This window comes from Lutimaribacter degradans (assembly GCF_023703375.1).
Classification (GTDB): domain Bacteria; phylum Pseudomonadota; class Alphaproteobacteria; order Rhodobacterales; family Rhodobacteraceae; genus Lutimaribacter; species Lutimaribacter degradans.
In genome coordinates, this window is the sequence record NZ_JAMQGO010000010.1 from 44,297 (window position 1) to 61,556 (window position 17,260).

The following is a 17,260-nucleotide window of genomic DNA, read 5'->3' on the forward strand; positions in this document are numbered from 1 at the left end:
CTTTGTTCATTTCACGCGTCCCCCGGACATGACGTTGCCGCCGCTGCCCACCCGGACCGAGCGTTGGGTGTCGGTGCTTTCACGCCCCATGCCATAAAACGAGACATAGGTTGTGCCTGCAATGGCCGCGACGGCCAACACGACAAAGGCAACGCGCAGTATCATTCTTCACTCCAGTCGCCATGCGCCCATCGGCGTTTCTTGTGCACAAAGGCCCGCCCGTAATGCCACAGCGCGACAAGCCCGAAACCCAGTGCCAAACCCCACATCCAGAACCCCGAGGACAGGCCGCTGCGCGCCCAGAGCGTCACCTGCGACGGCAGCCGCGATTGCGTTCCCCAGGCGCCGGTTTCCGGTGGGTGAAGCGTGACCTGGTAGTCGCCTGCCACGGTTGGCCGGAAGAACAGGCTGTCGCGGCGATTCCCCTCGCGCCAGCTTTCGTTGTCTTCGCGGCCGAAATAATATTCCAGCGTGCGCCCGGTTTCGAACAGGTTGGTGCCATCCGGGGCCGTCACTTCCAGAGGGACATAGGCCCAGCTGTTGGACACATCGCTTTCCATGTACAGCCCCGCAAGACGCGCGGTATCGTCGATGGGTATGCTCACGCTTTGCGGCAATTCCGCGAATTGAAATTGCGTGGGTTCCAGCGCCGCTCGGCCCGGCATCAGGTGAAAGATCGCGCCGATCAGAAGGCAGACCATCGCCGCCAGAATCGCCGTTTTGCGCAGGAAGACACTGTGCGGTCCGGGAATATAGGGTTCAAGCGGGTGCACGCCGACCGGGCGCAGTGCGTCGTGTGGCAGGCCGAAGGCGGCCAGCGCGTCGGCGGCAAACACGTAGCTGCTGCGATAGATCTCGCGCTCGGTCCCGGTTTGCGAGAAATCCAGCATGTGAGCGCGCGACATGGCCGAGATGGTGGTGCTGGACTGTCCGATCTCGGGTGACCAGGTAAACTCGCCCTCGGCAAAGGTGATCTGGCTTTTGCTGGTTTGCAGATAGACATACCGCTCGCCCCGGCACATCACGGTGGGCGGATGCTCGGCGGTTTCGACCCAAGTTTCTCCCATCCAGGCAGGGCGCACCAACCCCCGGAACCGGCGCGAGAACGTGACATGCCCGTCTTCGACCGTCAGCCAGGCATAGCCATGCGTGGGCGAATAAAGCTGGTGATCGACCCATCGCCAGATCTTGCCGGCCCAGCGTTCTTCGTGGCCCAAGGTGCCGATCACCGTCCAGTCTACGCCGTAAAGCTGGCCGGTCATGCCGATGCGAAACGGGCTATCGGGTCGCTCGGCATTGGCGAATGTCTTGAGCACGGCGTAGTCGTGCTGCGCGTCCAGCTCGGACCCGCAATAGGGGCAGATATGTGTGGTCACGCGCCCGCCGCCCAGCACATCCAGCCCGGCACCGCAATTGGTGCAGTTGATCGCGGTCAGCCCGTCGGCACGCGTCATGACGGGTGCCCCGCGATATCGAACGGATCGAACCAGCTGCCAAGGAACCAGCTTTCGCCACCCGCCCAGAACTCGCCCGACAGCAGATCGCCGTCATCGGTTTGCACGTTGACGAAGCTGTATGTATCTCCAACGCTCAGGCGTTCGCCGAACGACCCGCGCAAGCCGATGCACTCGGCCCGGTCGGTCTCGATCACACGCGCGTCGTAGCCGCGATACTTGAACCGCAGGCCCACGGGCGGGTCGCGCTCGACCCGGGGCCAGTCATCGGCGGGAAGCGGGTATTGCAGCACCAAGTCGCCCTCGTCGATCGACAGCCAACAGCCGCGATCGCGGGCGTCGATACACCAGAACTCATCCCACCAGCCCCGGCCATAGGAAAACCGCGCATGTCCCAGCGCGGTGATCCGGGCGTGGCCCAGCGTCACGGTTTCGCCCAGGTGGATCAGGGCGGGGGCGTCGTGCATCTCGCCGCTTTGGCCCGCGGTCAGCAGCCGGTCATCTTGCAGATACAGCGTGGTGTCGCAAGATCCACAGGTCACCATGGTGATCTGTGCAATCTGGGGCGGCACCGAGGCACCGCAATTGGGGCAGGTCATCGCGGGCATGTGCCAAGATGTGCAAAGAGCCGGGGATGTTTGCAAGCATCAAGAAAACCGGCGCCACGATTTAGCTGTCGGCCGTGTCATCCTTGCCCGGTGGCACCGGGTCATAACCGTCGCTGCCCCAGGGGTGGCAGCGCCCGATCCGTCGGGCCGCCAGCCAGCTGCCTTTCAGCGCGCCGTGCTTTTCCAGCGCCTCAAGCGCATAGGCGCTACAGGTCGGTTGGTAACGGCAGTTATGGCCCACCCAGGGCGACCCGAGCAGGCGATAGGCCCGGACGGGCAGGGCGACGATGTGGGCAAGCGGGCTCATGTATCACCGTGCAGTTTGGACAGCCCGAAGACAAGGTCACGTTTGAGCAGCTCAAAGGGGCGCTGGGCGGTTTCCTGTGCACGCCCGATCAACACGTAATCCCACCCGGGCCGCCCGTGCAGGGGCAGCACGGCGCGGGCGGCGGCGCGCATGCGGCGCTTGGCGCGGTTGCGAGCCACGGCGTTGCCGACCTTTTTCGAACAGGTGAATCCCACGCGGATGGCCTGCGTGCCATCGCGCCGATCGCGGGCCTGCACCATCATCGACCCGACACCGCGCTTGCGCGCCTGCGCCGCGCGCAGGAAATCGGCACGCTTTTTCAACGTGACGAGCCCCGATTTGTCGACGGGTCCGTGGTCTGGGCAAACGGACGCCGCCGGAGGCGTGTTCCCTTGGGGCGGTTTCGCGTCCCTTGGGGCCTCCGGCGGTGTCATCGTTGCAGTCTGATCGCGGTTGATCAGGCGCTCAGGCTCTTGCGGCCCCGGGCACGGCGCGCGTTCAGGATCTTGCGGCCGGCCTTGGTGGCCATGCGCGCACGGAAACCGTGGCGGCGCTTGCGAACCAGGTTCGAGGGTTGAAAGGTGCGTTTCATCGCTGCCATCTCCGAATGATTTGGCCCCGCGACGCGGATTCGCACGAAGCCCTTGATCTGAAGCCCGGTCTATAGGCGCGGCGTTGCCGCATGTCAAACCCGTGTCGCGCGGATTGAAACAAAATATGCCGAAAGGTTCACCGCGATTGTTACAACCGCGCGATCCTGGGCGCAAATCGCACGGTTTCGCGTCACCTGTGATCAAGCGGGCGTGAGGGGGGTGTCAAATACCGCCCGGCCCCCGCATGTTGGGTCGCAGATATTGGATCGGACAAAAAACATGAGCGAACAGAGCAGCCACGACTCTTTGGAGAAATCCACCTTGCGGCGGAATGTGCCACTGATTGCAATCCTGACGGTCGCCGCCATCGGTGCCTTTACCCTCCGCGACGTGCTGAGTTTCGATACCCTGCGCGACAACCGCGAGGCGCTTTTGGCCTTTCGCGATGCCAATTATGTCATCACCGCGCTGGGTTTCATGGTCATCTACGTCCTGATCGTGGCCTTTTCTTTGCCCGGCGCCACGCTTGCCACGCTGACCGGCGGTTTCCTGTTCGGCACCTGGATCGGTGCGGCGCTCAACGTGACGTCGGCCACCATTGGCGCCATCGCCATTTTCCTGGCCGCGCGCATGGGGTTGGGGGAACGCCTGGCCGCGCGGATGGAAACCGGGACCGGAACGATCAAGCGCATCAAGGACGGGATCGACGAGAACCAATGGTCGATGCTTTTCCTGATCCGGCTGGTGCCGGCAGTGCCCTTCTTCGTGGCCAACATCCTGCCCGCGCTGGTGGGTGTCAGCCTGTTCCGGTTTGCCGTGACCACGTTTATCGGCATCATTCCAGGCGGGGTGGTATATACCTCGGTCGGTGCCGGGCTGAGTGACGTGTTCGCGCGCGGCGACTCGCCCGACCTGGGTATTCTGTTCGAACCCTATGTTCTGGGCCCGATCCTTGGGTTGTGCGCCCTGGCGGTGTTGCCCATCGTCATAAAGGCCGTGCGCGGCAAGAAAGGCATCTGAGACATGGAAAGTATCAAGACCGATCTGCTGGTCATCGGGGCCGGTTCGGGCGGGCTGAGCGTGGCGGCCGGCGCCGTTCAGATGGGCGCCAGCGTGGTGCTGCTGGAAGGGCACAAGATGGGGGGCGACTGCCTGAACTATGGCTGCGTGCCGTCCAAGGCCTTGCTGGCGGCCGGACAGGCGGCCCACGCGATGCAGGCGGGCGCCGCGATGGGGGTAACGCCCGTGGCCCCCGACGTGGATTTCGCCGCGGCCAAGGATCACGTGCAAGCCGTGATCGACACGATCAAGCCCGTCGACAGCCAGGAGCGGTTCGAGGAGCTGGGCGTGCGCGTGATCCGCGAATACGGTGCTTTCACCGGGCCGCAGACCGTGCAGGCGGGCGCTCACGAGATCACCGCGCGGCGCATCGTGATTGCCACCGGGTCGTCACCCTTCGTGCCGCCCGTTCCGGGGCTTGAAGATGTGCCCAGTTTCACCAACGAAACCATATTCGATCTGCGCGAGCGTCCCGAGCACCTGTTGATCATCGGTGGCGGACCTATTGGCATGGAAATGGCGCAGGCTCACCGGCGGCTTGGCTGCAAGGTGACGGTGATCGAGGGGCAAAAGGCGCTGGGCCGCGATGACCCGGAAATGGCGGCCATCGTTCTGGATCGACTGCGTGCCGGGGGGATCGTGATCGAAGAAAGCGCCACCGCGGAAAAGGTCAGCGGCAGCAACGGAAATATCGAGGTCGTCGCCACCGACGGTCGGGTGTTCAAGGGCTCGCACCTGCTGGTGGCGGTGGGGCGCAAGGCCAATACAGATCGCCTGAACCTGGACGCGGCCGGGATCGAGTCCTCGAAAGCCGGCATAAAGGTCGATGCCCGCCTGCGCAGCACCAACCCCAAGGTTTATGCCATCGGTGACGCGGCGGGGGGGATGCAATTCACCCATGTCGCGGGTTACCACGCCGGGCTGATCATCCGCGAGGTGTTGTTCGGGCTGCCGGCCAAGGCGAAAACCGTCCACATCCCGCGCGCCACCTATACCAGCCCGGAGCTGGCTCAGGTCGGCTTGACCGAGGTCGAGGCGCACAGGAAATACGGGGTAAAGCTGGAGGTCGCGCGGTTCGACTATCACCATAACGACCGAGCCATCGCCACCGGCCATGTGACGGGGGCGATCAAGGTCATGGTCGTGGGCGGCAAGCCCGTGGGCGCCACGATCGTTGGCCACCAGGCAGGCGAGTTGATCGCGCTGTGGTCACTTGCCATTGCCAACGGTCTGAAAATGTCGGCCGTCGCGAACATGGTTGCGCCCTATCCCACCTTTGCGGAAATCAACAAGCGCGCGGCGGGGGCCTATTTCTCGCCCCGGCTATTTGATAATGCTTGGGTGAAACGCGTGGTTCGGGCAGTACAACGCTGGCTGCCGTAACGCGAGTTCTAAAAGGTTACCGTATGCTGCGCACGCTGTCCGGGCGATTCCTGATCCTGACCATCATCTTCGTGATGCTGGCCGAGGTGTTGATCTTCGTGCCGTCCATCGCGCGCTTCCGCGAGGATTACATGCTCAGCCGGCTGGAGCGGGCGCAGATCGCGTCGCTTGCGCTGCTTGCCGATGACATGATCGACCCTGACTTGGAAGAAGAGCTGTTGCGCAACGCCGAGGTGTATAACGTGGTTCTGCGCCGCGACGAAGCCCGGCAACTTATCCTGCAATCGCCGGTGCCGCAGCCGATCAACGCCACTTACGACCTGCGAGACGCACCGGCATTGACCCTGATCCGCGACGCGATGGCGCGGTTGGCCGAGCCTGAGCCGCGCGTGATCCGCGTGATCGGCAACCCGGTGCGCGAGGCGGGTTTGTTGATCGAGGTGACAATGGATACCGCGGGCCTGCGCGCCGCGATGATCGACTATGGTTTACGTATCCTGGTTCTGTCGGCGGTGATCTCGATCTTTACCGCGACGCTGTTGTTCGTGTCGGTGCGGGCGTTGCTGGTCAAACCCATCAAGGGGGTCGTGTCCGCGATGCAGACCTATGCCGCCAACCCCGAAGACGCGCGGCGAATCCTGACGCCCACGGCCCGGGTGACCGAGCTGCGCGAGGCCGAAGAGGCGCTGGCGAAGATGGAAACAGAACTGACCAGCGCGCTGAAACAGAAAGAGCGACTGGCCCAGCTTGGCAGCGCCGTGGCCAAGATCAGCCATGATCTGCGCAACATACTGACCTCGGCTCAACTGTTTACCGACCGTATCGAGGCAAGCGAAGACCCCGGCGTGCGACGTATGGCACCCAAGCTGGTCAACTCGATCACACGCGCCATCAACCTGACCGAAGCCACCCTTGCTTTCGGCAAGGCCGAAGAGCCGCCGCCCCAGCTGGCGCGCGTCCCGCTGGGCGATATCGTCGAGGATGTGCTGGACAGCGAACGCCTGGCCATCGGCGACGATGTCGATATCTCGATGTCGCTGGACGTGCCGACCGACATGGTCGTGCGCGCTGATCCCGAACAGCTTCACCGGGTGGTATCGAACCTTGTGCGTAACGCGCGCCAGGCGCTGATGCATCTGGGCAAGGGCGGTGAAATCAGCGTTCACGCCTTCGAAGAAGAAGACGCCTGGGTCATCGAAGTCTCGGATACGGGTCCGGGGCTTCCGGAAAAGGCGCAGGCCAATCTGTTTACACCGTTCCAGGGTGGCGCTCGAAAGGGCGGGTCGGGGTTGGGGCTGGCCATAGCGGCCGAGCTGATCCGCGGTCATGGCGGTCGCCTGACATTGCAGCGCACCGGGCCCGACGGCACGGTGTTCCGCATCCTGCTGCCGATGGGGCATGCGGCCTAGGCGGGCAAGCCCTGCCCGGCGGCGGACCAACCGGGGCAGAGCGCAAAAGCCCCATACGCGCCATATTCGTGCCCTGCATCGGCCCCTGTTGCCTGGCATCAAGACAATGACATGTCGAAAAGGGAGGTCGCTGCCATGGTCCTGTTGAATGCCATCACCCGGGGTGCCGTCGCATTCGTGGTGATAATGTCCCTTGGCGCTGGTGGGCTGATGCTGCGTGACGGGGTCGACATGGGCAGCGTCAGCAGCCTTATGGACGACCTGCCCGAAAGCGGCGGCCTGGAACAAACGATCGACGGGTTCAAGGCCTCGTTGCAGCGTAGCGTGGACAACCTGATGTAACCTCCGTTGCGGCAGCCGCATCGCGGGCACCGTCACGAGGCGGCAAAAAATCGTCATTTTGCCCTTGCAATGCCCCGGCATGGCGTCTAAATCCCGCCCTCACGGACTGGTAGCTCAGTTGGATAGAGTACTTGACTACGAATCAAGGGGTCGGGGGTTCGAATCCTCCCCAGTCCGCCACTTCACCCCTGCAACATTTTGTTTCTAAGAAGAATTTTGGATTGTTGAGGGATCCGGTCCCGGTGTTGTCTTTTCGCAGGGCTTCGCTTGAACCGGAATACCCCGGACGCGTCTTGGCCTTGCCTTGCGGCATCGGACGATGTGTGCAGCCTCCCCGATCTTTCGTCTCCGCCTCTATCCGGGCCACGTCTCTGGCAGGGGGCCCTTGGTTGGTGCGAACAAAGTTACTTGGTCGACCGTGAAATCTTCCGCGTTCTGGCGATACTTGGCGGCAAGGCCATTGATATGGCCCTTTCAGAATACCACTTGGCGCTTGTGGGCAGGTATGGCCGGTACATGCTTGTTCCACGTCCAATCGGGTTTCCGTGCCTATACAAACCCTCCTTCAACAGATATTGCGTGATAATTCCGCTTGAACGACATGACGTTCGGCCCAAACTCTTTCCCCAACAAGAGAACCAGAACCTTGAAGAAAACGATTGCAGACGCGTTGGCCCGCAAGGGTTATGATGTTTTGACGCCTGTTCAGAAGGCCGTCACCCAATCGGAACTGGTTGGGCGGGACCTCCTGGTCTCGGCGCAAACCGGTTCCGGCAAAACCATCGGCTTTGGGCTGGCGATTTCACCGACTCTGCTGGACGAGAATGACAGTTTTGGACAGTCAGGCGCGCCCTTGGCATTGATTATCGCACCGACCCGTGAATTGGCGATGCAGGTCAAACGAGAACTCGGTTGGCTCTACGCCGAAGCGGGGGCGGTTCTGGCCTCTTGCGTTGGAGGCATGGACATGCGCGATGAACGTCGCGCATTGGCGCGCGGGGCCCACATTGTTGTCGCCACGCCGGGGCGGTTGCGCGATCACATCATGCGCGGCTCTATCGACCTTGCCAGTGTTCGTGCCGTTGTGCTGGACGAAGCAGACGAAATGCTGGACCTCGGTTTTCGGGAGGATCTCGAGTTCATCCTTGAGGAAACACCAAAGACGCGCCAAACGCTCTTGTTTTCCGCCACGGTTCCAAACGCCATTGCCAAGCTCGCACAGAACTACCAGCGCAATGCCGAGCGGATTTCGACCGTTGGCGAACAGACGCAACATGCCGATATCGAATACCGGGCCATGATGGTGGCCGCGCGCGACAGCGACAACGCCGTCATCAACGTGCTGCGCTATTACGAGGCGCCGAATGCCATCGTGTTCTGCAATACCCGGGCCATGGTCGCGCGCCTTACAACGCGCCTGTCAAACCGCGGTTTTTCGGTCGTGGCCTTGTCGGGCGAGCTGACACAAAGCGAACGCTCCAACGCGTTGCAGGCCATGCGGGACGGTCGCGCACGTGTCTGTGTCGCAACGGATGTTGCCGCCCGCGGTATCGACCTGCCCAACCTGGACCTGGTGGTTCACGCCGAATTGCCCAGCAGCCATGAAACCCTTTTGCACCGGTCGGGCCGCACGGGGCGGGCTGGGCGAAAAGGGGTCAGCGCCTTGGTTGTTCCGCCCTCTTCCCGCAAGAAGGCGGAACGCATTTTGAAATTTGCCAAGCTGACGGCAGATTGGGGCTCTGCGCCGTCAGCGGCGGATGTTGAAGAGCGCGACCAGGTGCGCATGTTGGCCGCCGATGATTGGCAGGCCGAGATTACCGAGGGTGAGCGCGCGTCGGTGGATCAACTTGTTGCGACATTCACGCCAGAGCAAATCGCTGCCGCCTATTTGCGCCAGTACAAGATGCGCCATTCCGCTCCCGAAGAGCTGAGCCCGATCAATACAGAAAAGCCCGCGCCGCGCGCCGCCTTTGGCCCCAGCGTGTGGTTTTCGCTGCCGGAAGGCCGCAATCAGGGCGCCTCCCCGCGTCACTTGCTGCCGATGATCTGCAAGGCGGGCGACCTGACCAAGGATGACATCGGGGCGATCCGTATAACCGATGACCTGTCTTATATCGAGATTAGTGAAGCCAGTGTTCCCGGGTTTCTGGCCGCAATTGGCCCGGACATGAAGATCGAGGGGAACAAGCAGCTCCTTCGCCTCGACAAGGCACCGGAGTTGCCGGCCTTCAAACATACCAGGCCCGAGCGGGCGCCCAGCGTGAAATCAGGACAGGGCAAAGGCGACACCAAGCCGGTCGATTGGAACGATGCGCCCGAACCCCGTCGTCGCAAACCCAAGCCCGAGAATCGAAAAGACGCAAAGCCGGCGGCGCGAAAGCCCAAGGCAGACGCAGCGGACACCGCGGCGCATGCCCCCCTGGGTATCCAGAAGCGTCGGGTGCGAGGCGACAAGCTCACGTTGAAGGATCACCCCAGGGCTGGGCAGGAAAAGGCTTCGGGCAGTTCCGCTGGCAAGAATGATTTCGACAAGACGCGTCGCGCTTCCGGCAAAGGGCCAACGCCGCCGAAAGGCAAGCCCAGCAGCAAGAAAAACCGCGCCCGCGCGGCTGCCAACAAAGCTGGCAAGGGTGGAAGCTCGGTGCCGAAACGGCGATAACGACCCGGCGGGCGTGCCTGTCAAGGGATGGACCGGACCTTTCGGGGTGTCAGAAGACCCGCACCGAGCAACAATGGTAACAACTTGGTTGGTTCGCGGTCGAAGGGGTGGCGGTTTTCCTTTCCTCGGTCAATACTTCGAACAAGATACTGTTGTCGCGACGCGATGAGGAGGACACCACCATGCTGACCCGGCGCCATTTCATAGTGACCAGCGCGGCGCTCTTTTCGGCGCCGCTTGCGACGCCGGCTGCCGCGCGGCCTAGCAAGGCCCAGATGGAGGCGTGGGATGCTCAAGTGACGCCCGTGGGGTTCGACCCGGCAACCACCAATCCCTGGGGGCTGCACCCGCGTTTCCTGCCACAACAGGTTGAAGCCAGGGACGGGCTGGAAGCAGGCAGTATCCATGTGGATGCCGTCGCGCGGTACCTGTACCACGTTCAGGGGGATGGCACGGCCATGCGATACGGTGTGGCGATTGCGCGGGGCGAGCTCTACACTCCGGGGCGCTACACGATACGGTACAAGAAGAAATGGCCAAGCTGGACACCGACGCAGGCCATGATCGCCCGTGACCCCGAGCTATATGCCCAGCACGCAGACGGGATGTCGCCGGGCCCGAATAACCCGTTGGGGTCGCGTGCATTTTATCTGTTTCGCGGGCAGCGCGATACCTATTTGCGGATTCACGGCTCTCCAGAGCCGCGTTCCATAGGTGGGCGGGCCAGTTCGGGTTGCGTGCGGATGGTTATGGCGCATATCAACCAGCTATACCCCAATGTCGAGCACGGCTCGACCGCGGTGCTTTACCCGCCCGAACGGATCACCGCGCAAAGCTGACCCTGGGTCAGGTTGCCGCAGCGCGCGTGCAGATCGGGTTGCCACCCGTGGTGCGCAGCGGCAGCAGCGTTGTTTCCACCGGGCCTTCGTGCACATACCAGTAACACCCGTCCTCGGGCCGCAGCCGTGCCGATGACAGGTCCTGGTTGGGGGCGGCCAGTTCCAGCACGGCATCGGGCAGGGCTGGGGCGTCACTCGACCCTGATGGTGGTGCGCCACAGGCGGAAAGGGCCAGTATGCTTCCCGCTACCATCATGCTGCATTTTTTCATGGTCAGTCTTCCCCGCGCCAGTTCACCGTCTCAAGGGGCAGTTTGGCCGGTTGACGGCCCAAGGGCAATCATCGGAAACGATTTCTTGATTTACCCTGCTTTTGCGATCCGTACTGTGGCGCCGCAGCACTATGCAGCCAACCACCGCGCGGAGGAAAGCGATGTCAGAGCCAAAAAACATTCTGTTCATCATGTTCGATCAACTGCGTTGGGATTACCTGAGCTGCTACGGGCATGAACGGCTGCACACCCCAAATATCGATTGGCTTGCCAGCCAGGGCGTCCGGTTCGACCGTGCCTATATCCAGTCGCCGATCTGTGGCAGTTCGCGCATGTCCACCTATACCGGCCGCTACGTGCACAGTCACGGCGCAAGCTGGAACGCCATCCCCCTGAAGGTGGGCGAGATGACGATGGGTGACCACCTGCGCGCTGCGGGCCTGGATTGCTTTCTCGTGGGCAAGACGCATATGCGCGCCGATGCCGAAGGCATGGCGCGGCTGGGGCTGGAGCCCGACAGCCTGATCGGTGCGCGGGTCAGCGAATGTGGCTTTGACGTGATCGAGCGTGACGACGGGATGTTGCCCGAAGGCCCGGATGGCTATTACGACCCGGACGGTGCCAAGGAATACAACAAGTGGCTGCGCGAAAAGGGCTATGAAAGCGATAACCCGTGGCACGACTTTGCCAATTCCGGGCTCGATGCGGATGGCAACGTGCTGTCGGGCTGGTTCCTGAAGAATGCGCCCGAGCCGGCCAATATCGCCGAGGAAGACAGCGAAACCCCTTATCTGACCGGCCGGGGGATCGAATTCATGCAGAACCACGCGGCGCCCTGGTGCTGCCACCTGTCCTATATCAAGCCGCATTGGCCGTATATCGTGCCCGAGCCTTACGCCAGCATGTACGGCCCAGAGGACGTGAAGCCGGTGATCCGGTCGGACAGCGAGCGCCAGAACGCGCATCCGATTTTCAAGATGTTCATGGACACCAAGATCGGAGAAACCTTTTCGCGCCAGGATGTGCGCGAAGCGGTAATTCCCGCTTACATGGGGCTGATCAAGCAGGTGGACGACCAGATGGGCCGCTTGTTCGACTGGATGCGCGAAAGTGGCCGGATGGAGGACACGATGATCGTGCTGACATCGGATCACGGCGATTTCCTGGGCGATCACTGGATGGGGGAGAAGACGTTTTTCCACGACACAAGCACCAAGGTGCCGCTGATCATCTATGACCCCTCGCCTCTGGCTGACGCGACGCGCGGCACTGTCAGCGATGCGTTGGTCGAAGCGATCGACCTGGCGCCAACATTCGTGGATGTGGCTGGGCAACGGCCTGCCTATCACATCCTTGAGGGCGAAAGCCTGCGGCCCATCCTGCATGGCGAACGCACGGAAACGCGGCGCGATTATGTTATCTGCGAATATGATTTCTCGGCCACGCCCGTGGCGCATATCAACAATATCGGCGTGCGCGATGCGGTGATGTTCATGGTGGCCGACAAGCGGTGGAAGATGATCCATTTCGAAGGCGGGTATCGGCCCATGCTGTTCGACCTGGAAAACGACCCAGACGAATTGGTCGACCTCGGCGGTAGCGCGGACCATGCCGATGTGATTGCCGCGATGTATGACAAGTTGTTTGCCTGGACGCGGCGCCAAAGCCAGCGGACCACTCGCAGCGAAGAACAGTTGATCGAAATGCGGACCAAAAGCCGGGGCCGGGGAGTCGTACTGGGCGTTTACGATGAAAACGACACGCCGCTTGAATTGACCGTGAAATATCGTGGTCGCAAGGCCCCCGACATGAAGGGCGGGCCGCGCTGACCAGTCAGATTCGTCTGCGCCCGATGTGCAGGTCGCCCGTTGTCAGCACCGGGGCGGCGTCGATCTCTTCGGCGTCCAACATGCTGGCAACGCGTTCGAGCGCGGCCACCAGCATCGCCTGTTCCCATTCCTGCAGACCTTCGAACTCGCGTACGAATTTCTGCTGCAACGCATCGGGGGCGTTTACCAGTGTTTCATGCCCGCTTTCGGTGATGGTAACATTGGTTTGCCTGCGGTCGGTTTCCGAGGGTACGCGCCGAACCTGGTCGCGGCTGACCAGCTTGTCGACCAGCGTGGTGATGGTGGCCTGACTCACCCCCATTTGCTTGGCCAGCGCCTTTGGTGTCGCGCTGCCCTTTTCATCGACGATCTGCAGAACGCGCAATTGCGCCGGCGTCAGCCCGGCTGAATGTGCCAACTCGCGCGCGTAAAGTTCGGTCGCGCGCATGATGCGCCTCAGGGCGATCAGGCTGTCGTCTGTTCTGTCCATCACGTCCTCAATCCTGAGCGGTATCATGTCAATCTTTGCCATATACTTCAATCACCTAAGCACTTGGTCCTTTAGACCTCAATTCATACGCATATCAAAACTATAATATTAGCTTCAACAAAGCAAATCAGGGCATTTTGCGGCAGAATTGCCCAGATCTACCTAATTTTACTTTATACCTTGAAATATCTGGGGGCGCTGTTATTTTAACGGTCGAAGCAAACAAGCGAGGATTACGATCCAATGCCGAAAGATGTGACACCGCCCCGACCGCCTATGCCCCTGCTGCGCAAACCTGAAGCGACGGACGGGGCTGCAATCTGGGAACTGGTGCGCAGTTGCAAGCCACTCGATGAAAACTCGATGTACTGCAACATCGTCCAGGCCGAGCACTTTCGCGACACGTGTGTCGTGGCCGAGCTCGACGGAGAGGTCGTCGGCTGGATCTCGGGCCACATGATCCCCAATCAGGATGCGTTTTTCGTATGGCAGGTTGCTGTTAGCGAAAAGGCCCGTGGTCTTGGTCTTGGCAAGAAGATGCTGCACCATCTGATCGAGCGTGAAGAATGTGACGAGGCGGCTTGCCTCAAGACCACGATCACGCGTGACAATGCGGCAAGCTGGGGCCTGTTTCGCAGTTTTGCCCGGATGATCGGCGGCGATCTGAGCGATGAGCCCCACTACATCCGCGATGAACATTTCGATGGCAAGCACGCCACCGAACACATGGTTACGATCGAATTTCCCGAAGAGCTGGCAAAAGCCGCCTGATCGCGACCTTTATACAAACATACGAGGAATTTTCCCATGCCGACTGATACGTCAGCCGACAAGACAGCTATTTTCACCCGCCGCGAAAGTGAGGCACGCTCCTACTGCCGCGGCATGCCGGCCATCTTCACCCGCGCCCAGGGCTCGGAAATGTTCGATGCCGACGGCAACCGCTACATCGACTTTCTGGCGGGCTGCTCGTCGCTGAACTATGGCCACAACGACCCGGACATGAAGGCCGCGCTGGTCGAGCATATCCAGAACGATGGCATTGGCCACGCGCTGGACATGCACACCGAGCCCAAGGCCGCCTTTCTCGAGGCGTTCGAGCGTATCATCCTGAAGCCGCGCAATATGGATTACAAGGTAATGATGACCGGCCCGACCGGCACCAATGCCGTGGAATCCGCGATGAAGCTGGCGCGCAAGATCACCGGCCGCAAGAACATAATTGCCTTTACCAACGGCTTTCATGGCATGACCATGGGCGCATTGGCCGCGACCGGCAATCTTGGCAAGCGCGGTGGGTCCGGCATGAGCGCGCTGGACGGTGTGACCCACATGCCGTTCGAAGGTGCCTTTGGCGAGAGCGTCGACAGCCTGTCGCTGATCGAACAGATGCTCGACAACCCGTCGAGCGGCGTTGACGCGCCTGCGGCCTTCCTGATCGAGCCCGTTCAGGGTGAGGGCGGTTTGAACGCCGCCAGCCCCGAGTTCATGCAAGGCATTGCCCGGATCGCCAAGAAACATGGCGCGCTGTTCATCGTCGATGATATCCAGGCTGGCTGCGGCCGCACCGGCACGTTCTTCAGCTTTGAAGAAATGGGCATCGAGCCCGACCTGGTGCCGATGGCGAAATCCTTTGGCGGGATGGGCCTGCCCTTTGCCGCGCTGCTGATCAAGCCTGAGCATGACATCTGGAAGCCGGCCGAACATAACGGCACCTTCCGTGGCAATACCCACGCCTTCATCACCGCGCGTATCGCGCTGGAAAAGTTCTGGGCCGATGACGCGTTCCAGAAAGAGCTGGCGGAAAAATCGGTCATGCTGACCACGGCGCTTCAACAGATCGCCGAGATGGTGCCCGGCGCCACCCTGAAAGGCCGCGGCCTGATGCAGGGTGTCGACGTTGGCAGCGGTACGCTCGCCGGAGATATTTGCGCCCGCGCCTTTGAAAAGGGGCTGGTGATCGAAACATCGGGCGCACATGACGAGGTGGTTAAAATCCTCGCGCCGCTCACAACGACGCCTGCGCTTTTCCGTGAAGGGTTCGACATCCTGATGGAAGCGACGCGTGAGGCAATGACAAACACCAAGATGGCTGCGGAGTGACACCATGATTGTTCGCGATTTCGACGAAATTTCCAAAAATGAACCCAAACGCGTTGTGACAGACGCCCAGTGGACATCGGTTCGGATGTTGCTGGCCGAGGATGGGATGAACTTTTCGTTCCACATCACCGTTCTCGAGGCAGGGTCGGAGCACACGTTCCACTACAAGAACCACTTTGAAAGCGTCTATTGCATGCAGGGCAAGGGGTCGATCACCGACCTGGCCACTGGCGAGACGCACCAGATCAAGCCGGGCACGATGTATGCGCTGAACGAGCATGACAAGCATACCCTGCGTGCCGAGGAAGAGCTTTGGATGGCTTGTTGCTTCAATCCGCCCGTGACGGGCAAAGAGGTGCACCGCGAAGACGGCTCTTACGCGGCGCCCGAGGAATTGGTGGACTGACCCATGACCCATACCGTTGAGAAAATCGGCGGCACTTCCATGTCGCGTGTCAACGCGCTGCGGGACACGTTGTTCATAGGTGACCGCGAGGGCGACGACCTTTATGGCCGCGTCTTCGTGGTGTCAGCCTTCGGCGGCATTACCAACCTGCTGCTTGAGCACAAGAAATCGGGCAAGCCCGGCGTCTACGCGCAATTTGCCAGCGCCGACACCGATCATGGCTGGCACGAGGCGCTTGACCGCGTGGCCGATGCGATGATCGAAGCGCATGGCGCCGTGCTGGACAATTCCGCCGACAAGGAGCGCGCGGACGACTTCGTGCGCGACCGGATCGAAGGCGCGCGCAACTGCCTGATCGACCTGCAGCGCCTGTGTTCGTACGGCCACTTCCGCCTTGGTGAGCACATGTTGCAGATCCGAGAGCTTCTGTCGGGCCTAGGCGAGGCGCATTCGGCCTTTGCCACCGTGCTGCTGTTGCAGCGCGCGGGCGTCAATGCGCGCCTGGTTGACCTTTCGGGGTGGCGCGACGAAGGCAACGTAACGCTAGAAGAGCGTATCGAAGCCGCCATGGCGGGTGTCGATCCGGCGACGGAAATGCCCATTGTCACGGGCTACGCGCAATGCGCCGAAGGGCTGATGCGCGAGTTTGACCGCGGCTATTCCGAAGTTACCTTTTCGAAGCTGGCAGCCCTGACCGGCGCGCATGAAGCGATCATCCACAAGGAATTTCACCTGTCCTCGGCCGATCCGAAACTGGTGGGCCAGGATGCCGTGCGCAAACTGGGGCGCACCAACTACGATGTGGCTGATCAGCTGTCGAACATGGGGATGGAGGCCATTCACCCCAAGGCGGCCAAAACGTTGCGCCAGGCCGATGTGCCGCTGCGTGTCACCAACGCGTTCGAACCGCACGACCCCGGCACGCTGATCGATGATCAGCCTGCGGATGAAGCGGCTGTCGAGATCGTGACCGGCCTCGACATCATCGCGCTTGAAGTGTTCGAACAGGACATGGTGGGCGTAAAGGGCTATGACGCCGAAATTCTGGATACGCTCACGCGCCATGACGTGCGCATCGTATCGAAGGTTTCGAACGCCAACACGATCACGCATTACGTCGACAGTTCGCTGAAAGCGATGCGTCGCGTCGAAAAGGATCTGGCGGCAAAATACCCGTCGGCTGAAGTTCGGTCGCGCACATTGTCGCTGGCCTCGGTCATCGGGCGAGACCTGCGCGGGCTGTCCGTGCTGACGCGGGGCCTGCAGGCCATTGCCGATGCTGGTTTTGAATCGATCGGGGCCACCCAGGGGCCGCGTAACGTGGATGTGCAATTCATCCTCGATCGCGATGACCTGAAACCGGCAATCAAGGCGCTTCACAGTGCTTTTATCGAGGATGAGGCCCGGAAATTGCCGCGCGTCGCCTGATACGGACGACAACTGAGCATTTTAGCACCCCGGCCCCTTTTGGCCGGGGTGTTTTTGTTCCGGCAGGTCGCGCGGATGCG

19 protein-coding genes and 1 tRNA gene are annotated in these 17,260 nt (G+C 61.5%); 12 read left to right on the forward strand and 8 right to left on the reverse strand.

Annotated elements, in window-relative coordinates:
• Positions 1–6: 6 nt before the first annotated feature.
• From M8744_RS13860 to rpmH, 6 genes are all read right to left on the reverse strand, one after another.
• Positions 7–165 (reverse strand): hypothetical protein, encoded by a 159-nt coding sequence (locus M8744_RS13860; RefSeq protein WP_251418791.1) that lies wholly within the window; start codon positions 163–165, stop codon positions 7–9.
• On the reverse strand, positions 162–1,454 hold the full coding sequence (locus M8744_RS13865; RefSeq protein WP_251418793.1) for a DUF4178 domain-containing protein: 1,293 nt from the start codon (positions 1,452–1,454) through the stop codon (positions 162–164). Before M8744_RS13865 ends, M8744_RS13860 begins: the two co-directional genes overlap by 4 nt.
• Complete coding sequence (locus tag M8744_RS13870; RefSeq protein ID WP_251418795.1) at positions 1,451–2,062, reverse strand: DUF4178 domain-containing protein; 612 nt, start codon at positions 2,060–2,062, stop codon at positions 1,451–1,453. The genes M8744_RS13865 and M8744_RS13870 overlap by 4 nt, the downstream gene beginning before the upstream one ends.
• A 61-nt stretch (positions 2,063–2,123) precedes the next feature.
• Complete coding sequence (gene yidD / locus M8744_RS13875; protein WP_251418797.1) at positions 2,124–2,369, reverse strand: membrane protein insertion efficiency factor YidD; 246 nt, start codon at positions 2,367–2,369, stop codon at positions 2,124–2,126.
• Positions 2,366–2,803, reverse strand: coding sequence for a ribonuclease P protein component (rnpA, locus tag M8744_RS13880; RefSeq protein WP_251418799.1), 438 nt, complete (start codon positions 2,801–2,803; stop codon positions 2,366–2,368). The genes yidD and rnpA overlap by 4 nt, the downstream gene beginning before the upstream one ends.
• Positions 2,804–2,826: 23 nt before the next feature.
• Positions 2,827–2,961 carry a 50S ribosomal protein L34 gene (gene rpmH, locus M8744_RS13885; protein ID WP_012177012.1) on the reverse strand — a complete coding sequence of 45 codons (135 nt, stop codon included), beginning with the start codon at positions 2,959–2,961 and terminating at the stop codon, positions 2,827–2,829.
• Between the two features lie 280 nt (positions 2,962–3,241).
• Here rpmH and M8744_RS13890 point away from each other — a divergent pair, with 280 nt between their 5' ends.
• From M8744_RS13890 to M8744_RS13920, 7 genes are all read left to right on the forward strand, one after another.
• Complete coding sequence (locus M8744_RS13890) at positions 3,242–3,982, forward strand: TVP38/TMEM64 family protein (protein ID WP_251418801.1); 741 nt, start codon at positions 3,242–3,244, stop codon at positions 3,980–3,982.
• Between the two features lie 3 nt (positions 3,983–3,985).
• Positions 3,986–5,404 (forward strand): dihydrolipoyl dehydrogenase family protein, encoded by a 1,419-nt coding sequence (locus M8744_RS13895; protein ID WP_251418803.1) that lies wholly within the window; start codon positions 3,986–3,988, stop codon positions 5,402–5,404.
• Positions 5,405–5,427: 23 nt separating this feature from the next.
• A complete protein-coding gene (locus M8744_RS13900; protein WP_251418804.1) occupies positions 5,428–6,813 on the forward strand; it encodes a sensor histidine kinase in 1,386 nt (461 codons plus the stop codon).
• A 135-nt stretch (positions 6,814–6,948) separates the two neighbouring features.
• Complete coding sequence (locus M8744_RS13905; protein WP_251418806.1) at positions 6,949–7,155, forward strand: hypothetical protein; 207 nt, start codon at positions 6,949–6,951, stop codon at positions 7,153–7,155.
• A 103-nt stretch (positions 7,156–7,258) separates the two neighbouring features.
• Positions 7,259–7,335 (forward strand) — tRNA-Arg (locus tag M8744_RS13910).
• Between the two features lie 421 nt (positions 7,336–7,756).
• Complete coding sequence (locus M8744_RS13915; protein ID WP_251418808.1) at positions 7,757–9,814, forward strand: DEAD/DEAH box helicase; 2,058 nt, start codon at positions 7,757–7,759, stop codon at positions 9,812–9,814.
• A gap of 182 nt (positions 9,815–9,996) precedes the next feature.
• Positions 9,997–10,653, forward strand: coding sequence for a L,D-transpeptidase (locus tag M8744_RS13920; RefSeq protein ID WP_251418810.1), 657 nt, complete (start codon positions 9,997–9,999; stop codon positions 10,651–10,653).
• A 7-nt stretch (positions 10,654–10,660) separates the two neighbouring features.
• Here M8744_RS13920 and M8744_RS13925 read toward each other — a convergent pair whose 3' ends face one another.
• On the reverse strand, positions 10,661–10,909 hold the full coding sequence (locus M8744_RS13925; RefSeq protein WP_251418812.1) for a hypothetical protein: 249 nt from the start codon (positions 10,907–10,909) through the stop codon (positions 10,661–10,663).
• Positions 10,910–11,085: 176 nt separating this feature from the next.
• Between M8744_RS13925 and M8744_RS13930 the strand changes: the two genes are divergently transcribed.
• On the forward strand, positions 11,086–12,753 hold the full coding sequence (locus M8744_RS13930; RefSeq protein ID WP_251418814.1) for a sulfatase-like hydrolase/transferase: 1,668 nt from the start codon (positions 11,086–11,088) through the stop codon (positions 12,751–12,753).
• 4 nt (positions 12,754–12,757) lie between these two features.
• On the opposite strand, the gene M8744_RS13935 is transcribed toward M8744_RS13930, so the two are convergent.
• The gene (locus M8744_RS13935) at positions 12,758–13,243 is read right to left on the reverse strand and encodes a MarR family winged helix-turn-helix transcriptional regulator (RefSeq protein WP_251418937.1); all 486 of its coding nucleotides are present in this window, start codon (positions 13,241–13,243) and stop codon (positions 12,758–12,760) included.
• A 243-nt stretch (positions 13,244–13,486) separates the two neighbouring features.
• Here M8744_RS13935 and ectA point away from each other — a divergent pair, with 243 nt between their 5' ends.
• From ectA to M8744_RS13955, 4 genes are read left to right on the forward strand one after another with little or no spacing between them, the layout of a single operon-like run.
• Positions 13,487–14,014, forward strand: coding sequence for a diaminobutyrate acetyltransferase (ectA, locus tag M8744_RS13940; protein ID WP_251418816.1), 528 nt, complete (start codon positions 13,487–13,489; stop codon positions 14,012–14,014).
• Positions 14,015–14,050: 36 nt separating this feature from the next.
• Positions 14,051–15,346: a diaminobutyrate--2-oxoglutarate transaminase gene (gene ectB / locus M8744_RS13945; protein ID WP_251418818.1), complete on the forward strand. Its 1,296-nt coding sequence runs from the start codon at positions 14,051–14,053 to the stop codon at positions 15,344–15,346.
• A 4-nt stretch (positions 15,347–15,350) separates the two neighbouring features.
• Positions 15,351–15,752 (forward strand): ectoine synthase, encoded by a 402-nt coding sequence (locus M8744_RS13950; protein ID WP_251418820.1) that lies wholly within the window; start codon positions 15,351–15,353, stop codon positions 15,750–15,752.
• A gap of 3 nt (positions 15,753–15,755) precedes the next feature.
• On the forward strand, positions 15,756–17,180 hold the full coding sequence (locus tag M8744_RS13955; protein WP_251418822.1) for an aspartate kinase: 1,425 nt from the start codon (positions 15,756–15,758) through the stop codon (positions 17,178–17,180).
• Positions 17,181–17,260 lie beyond the last annotated feature (80 nt).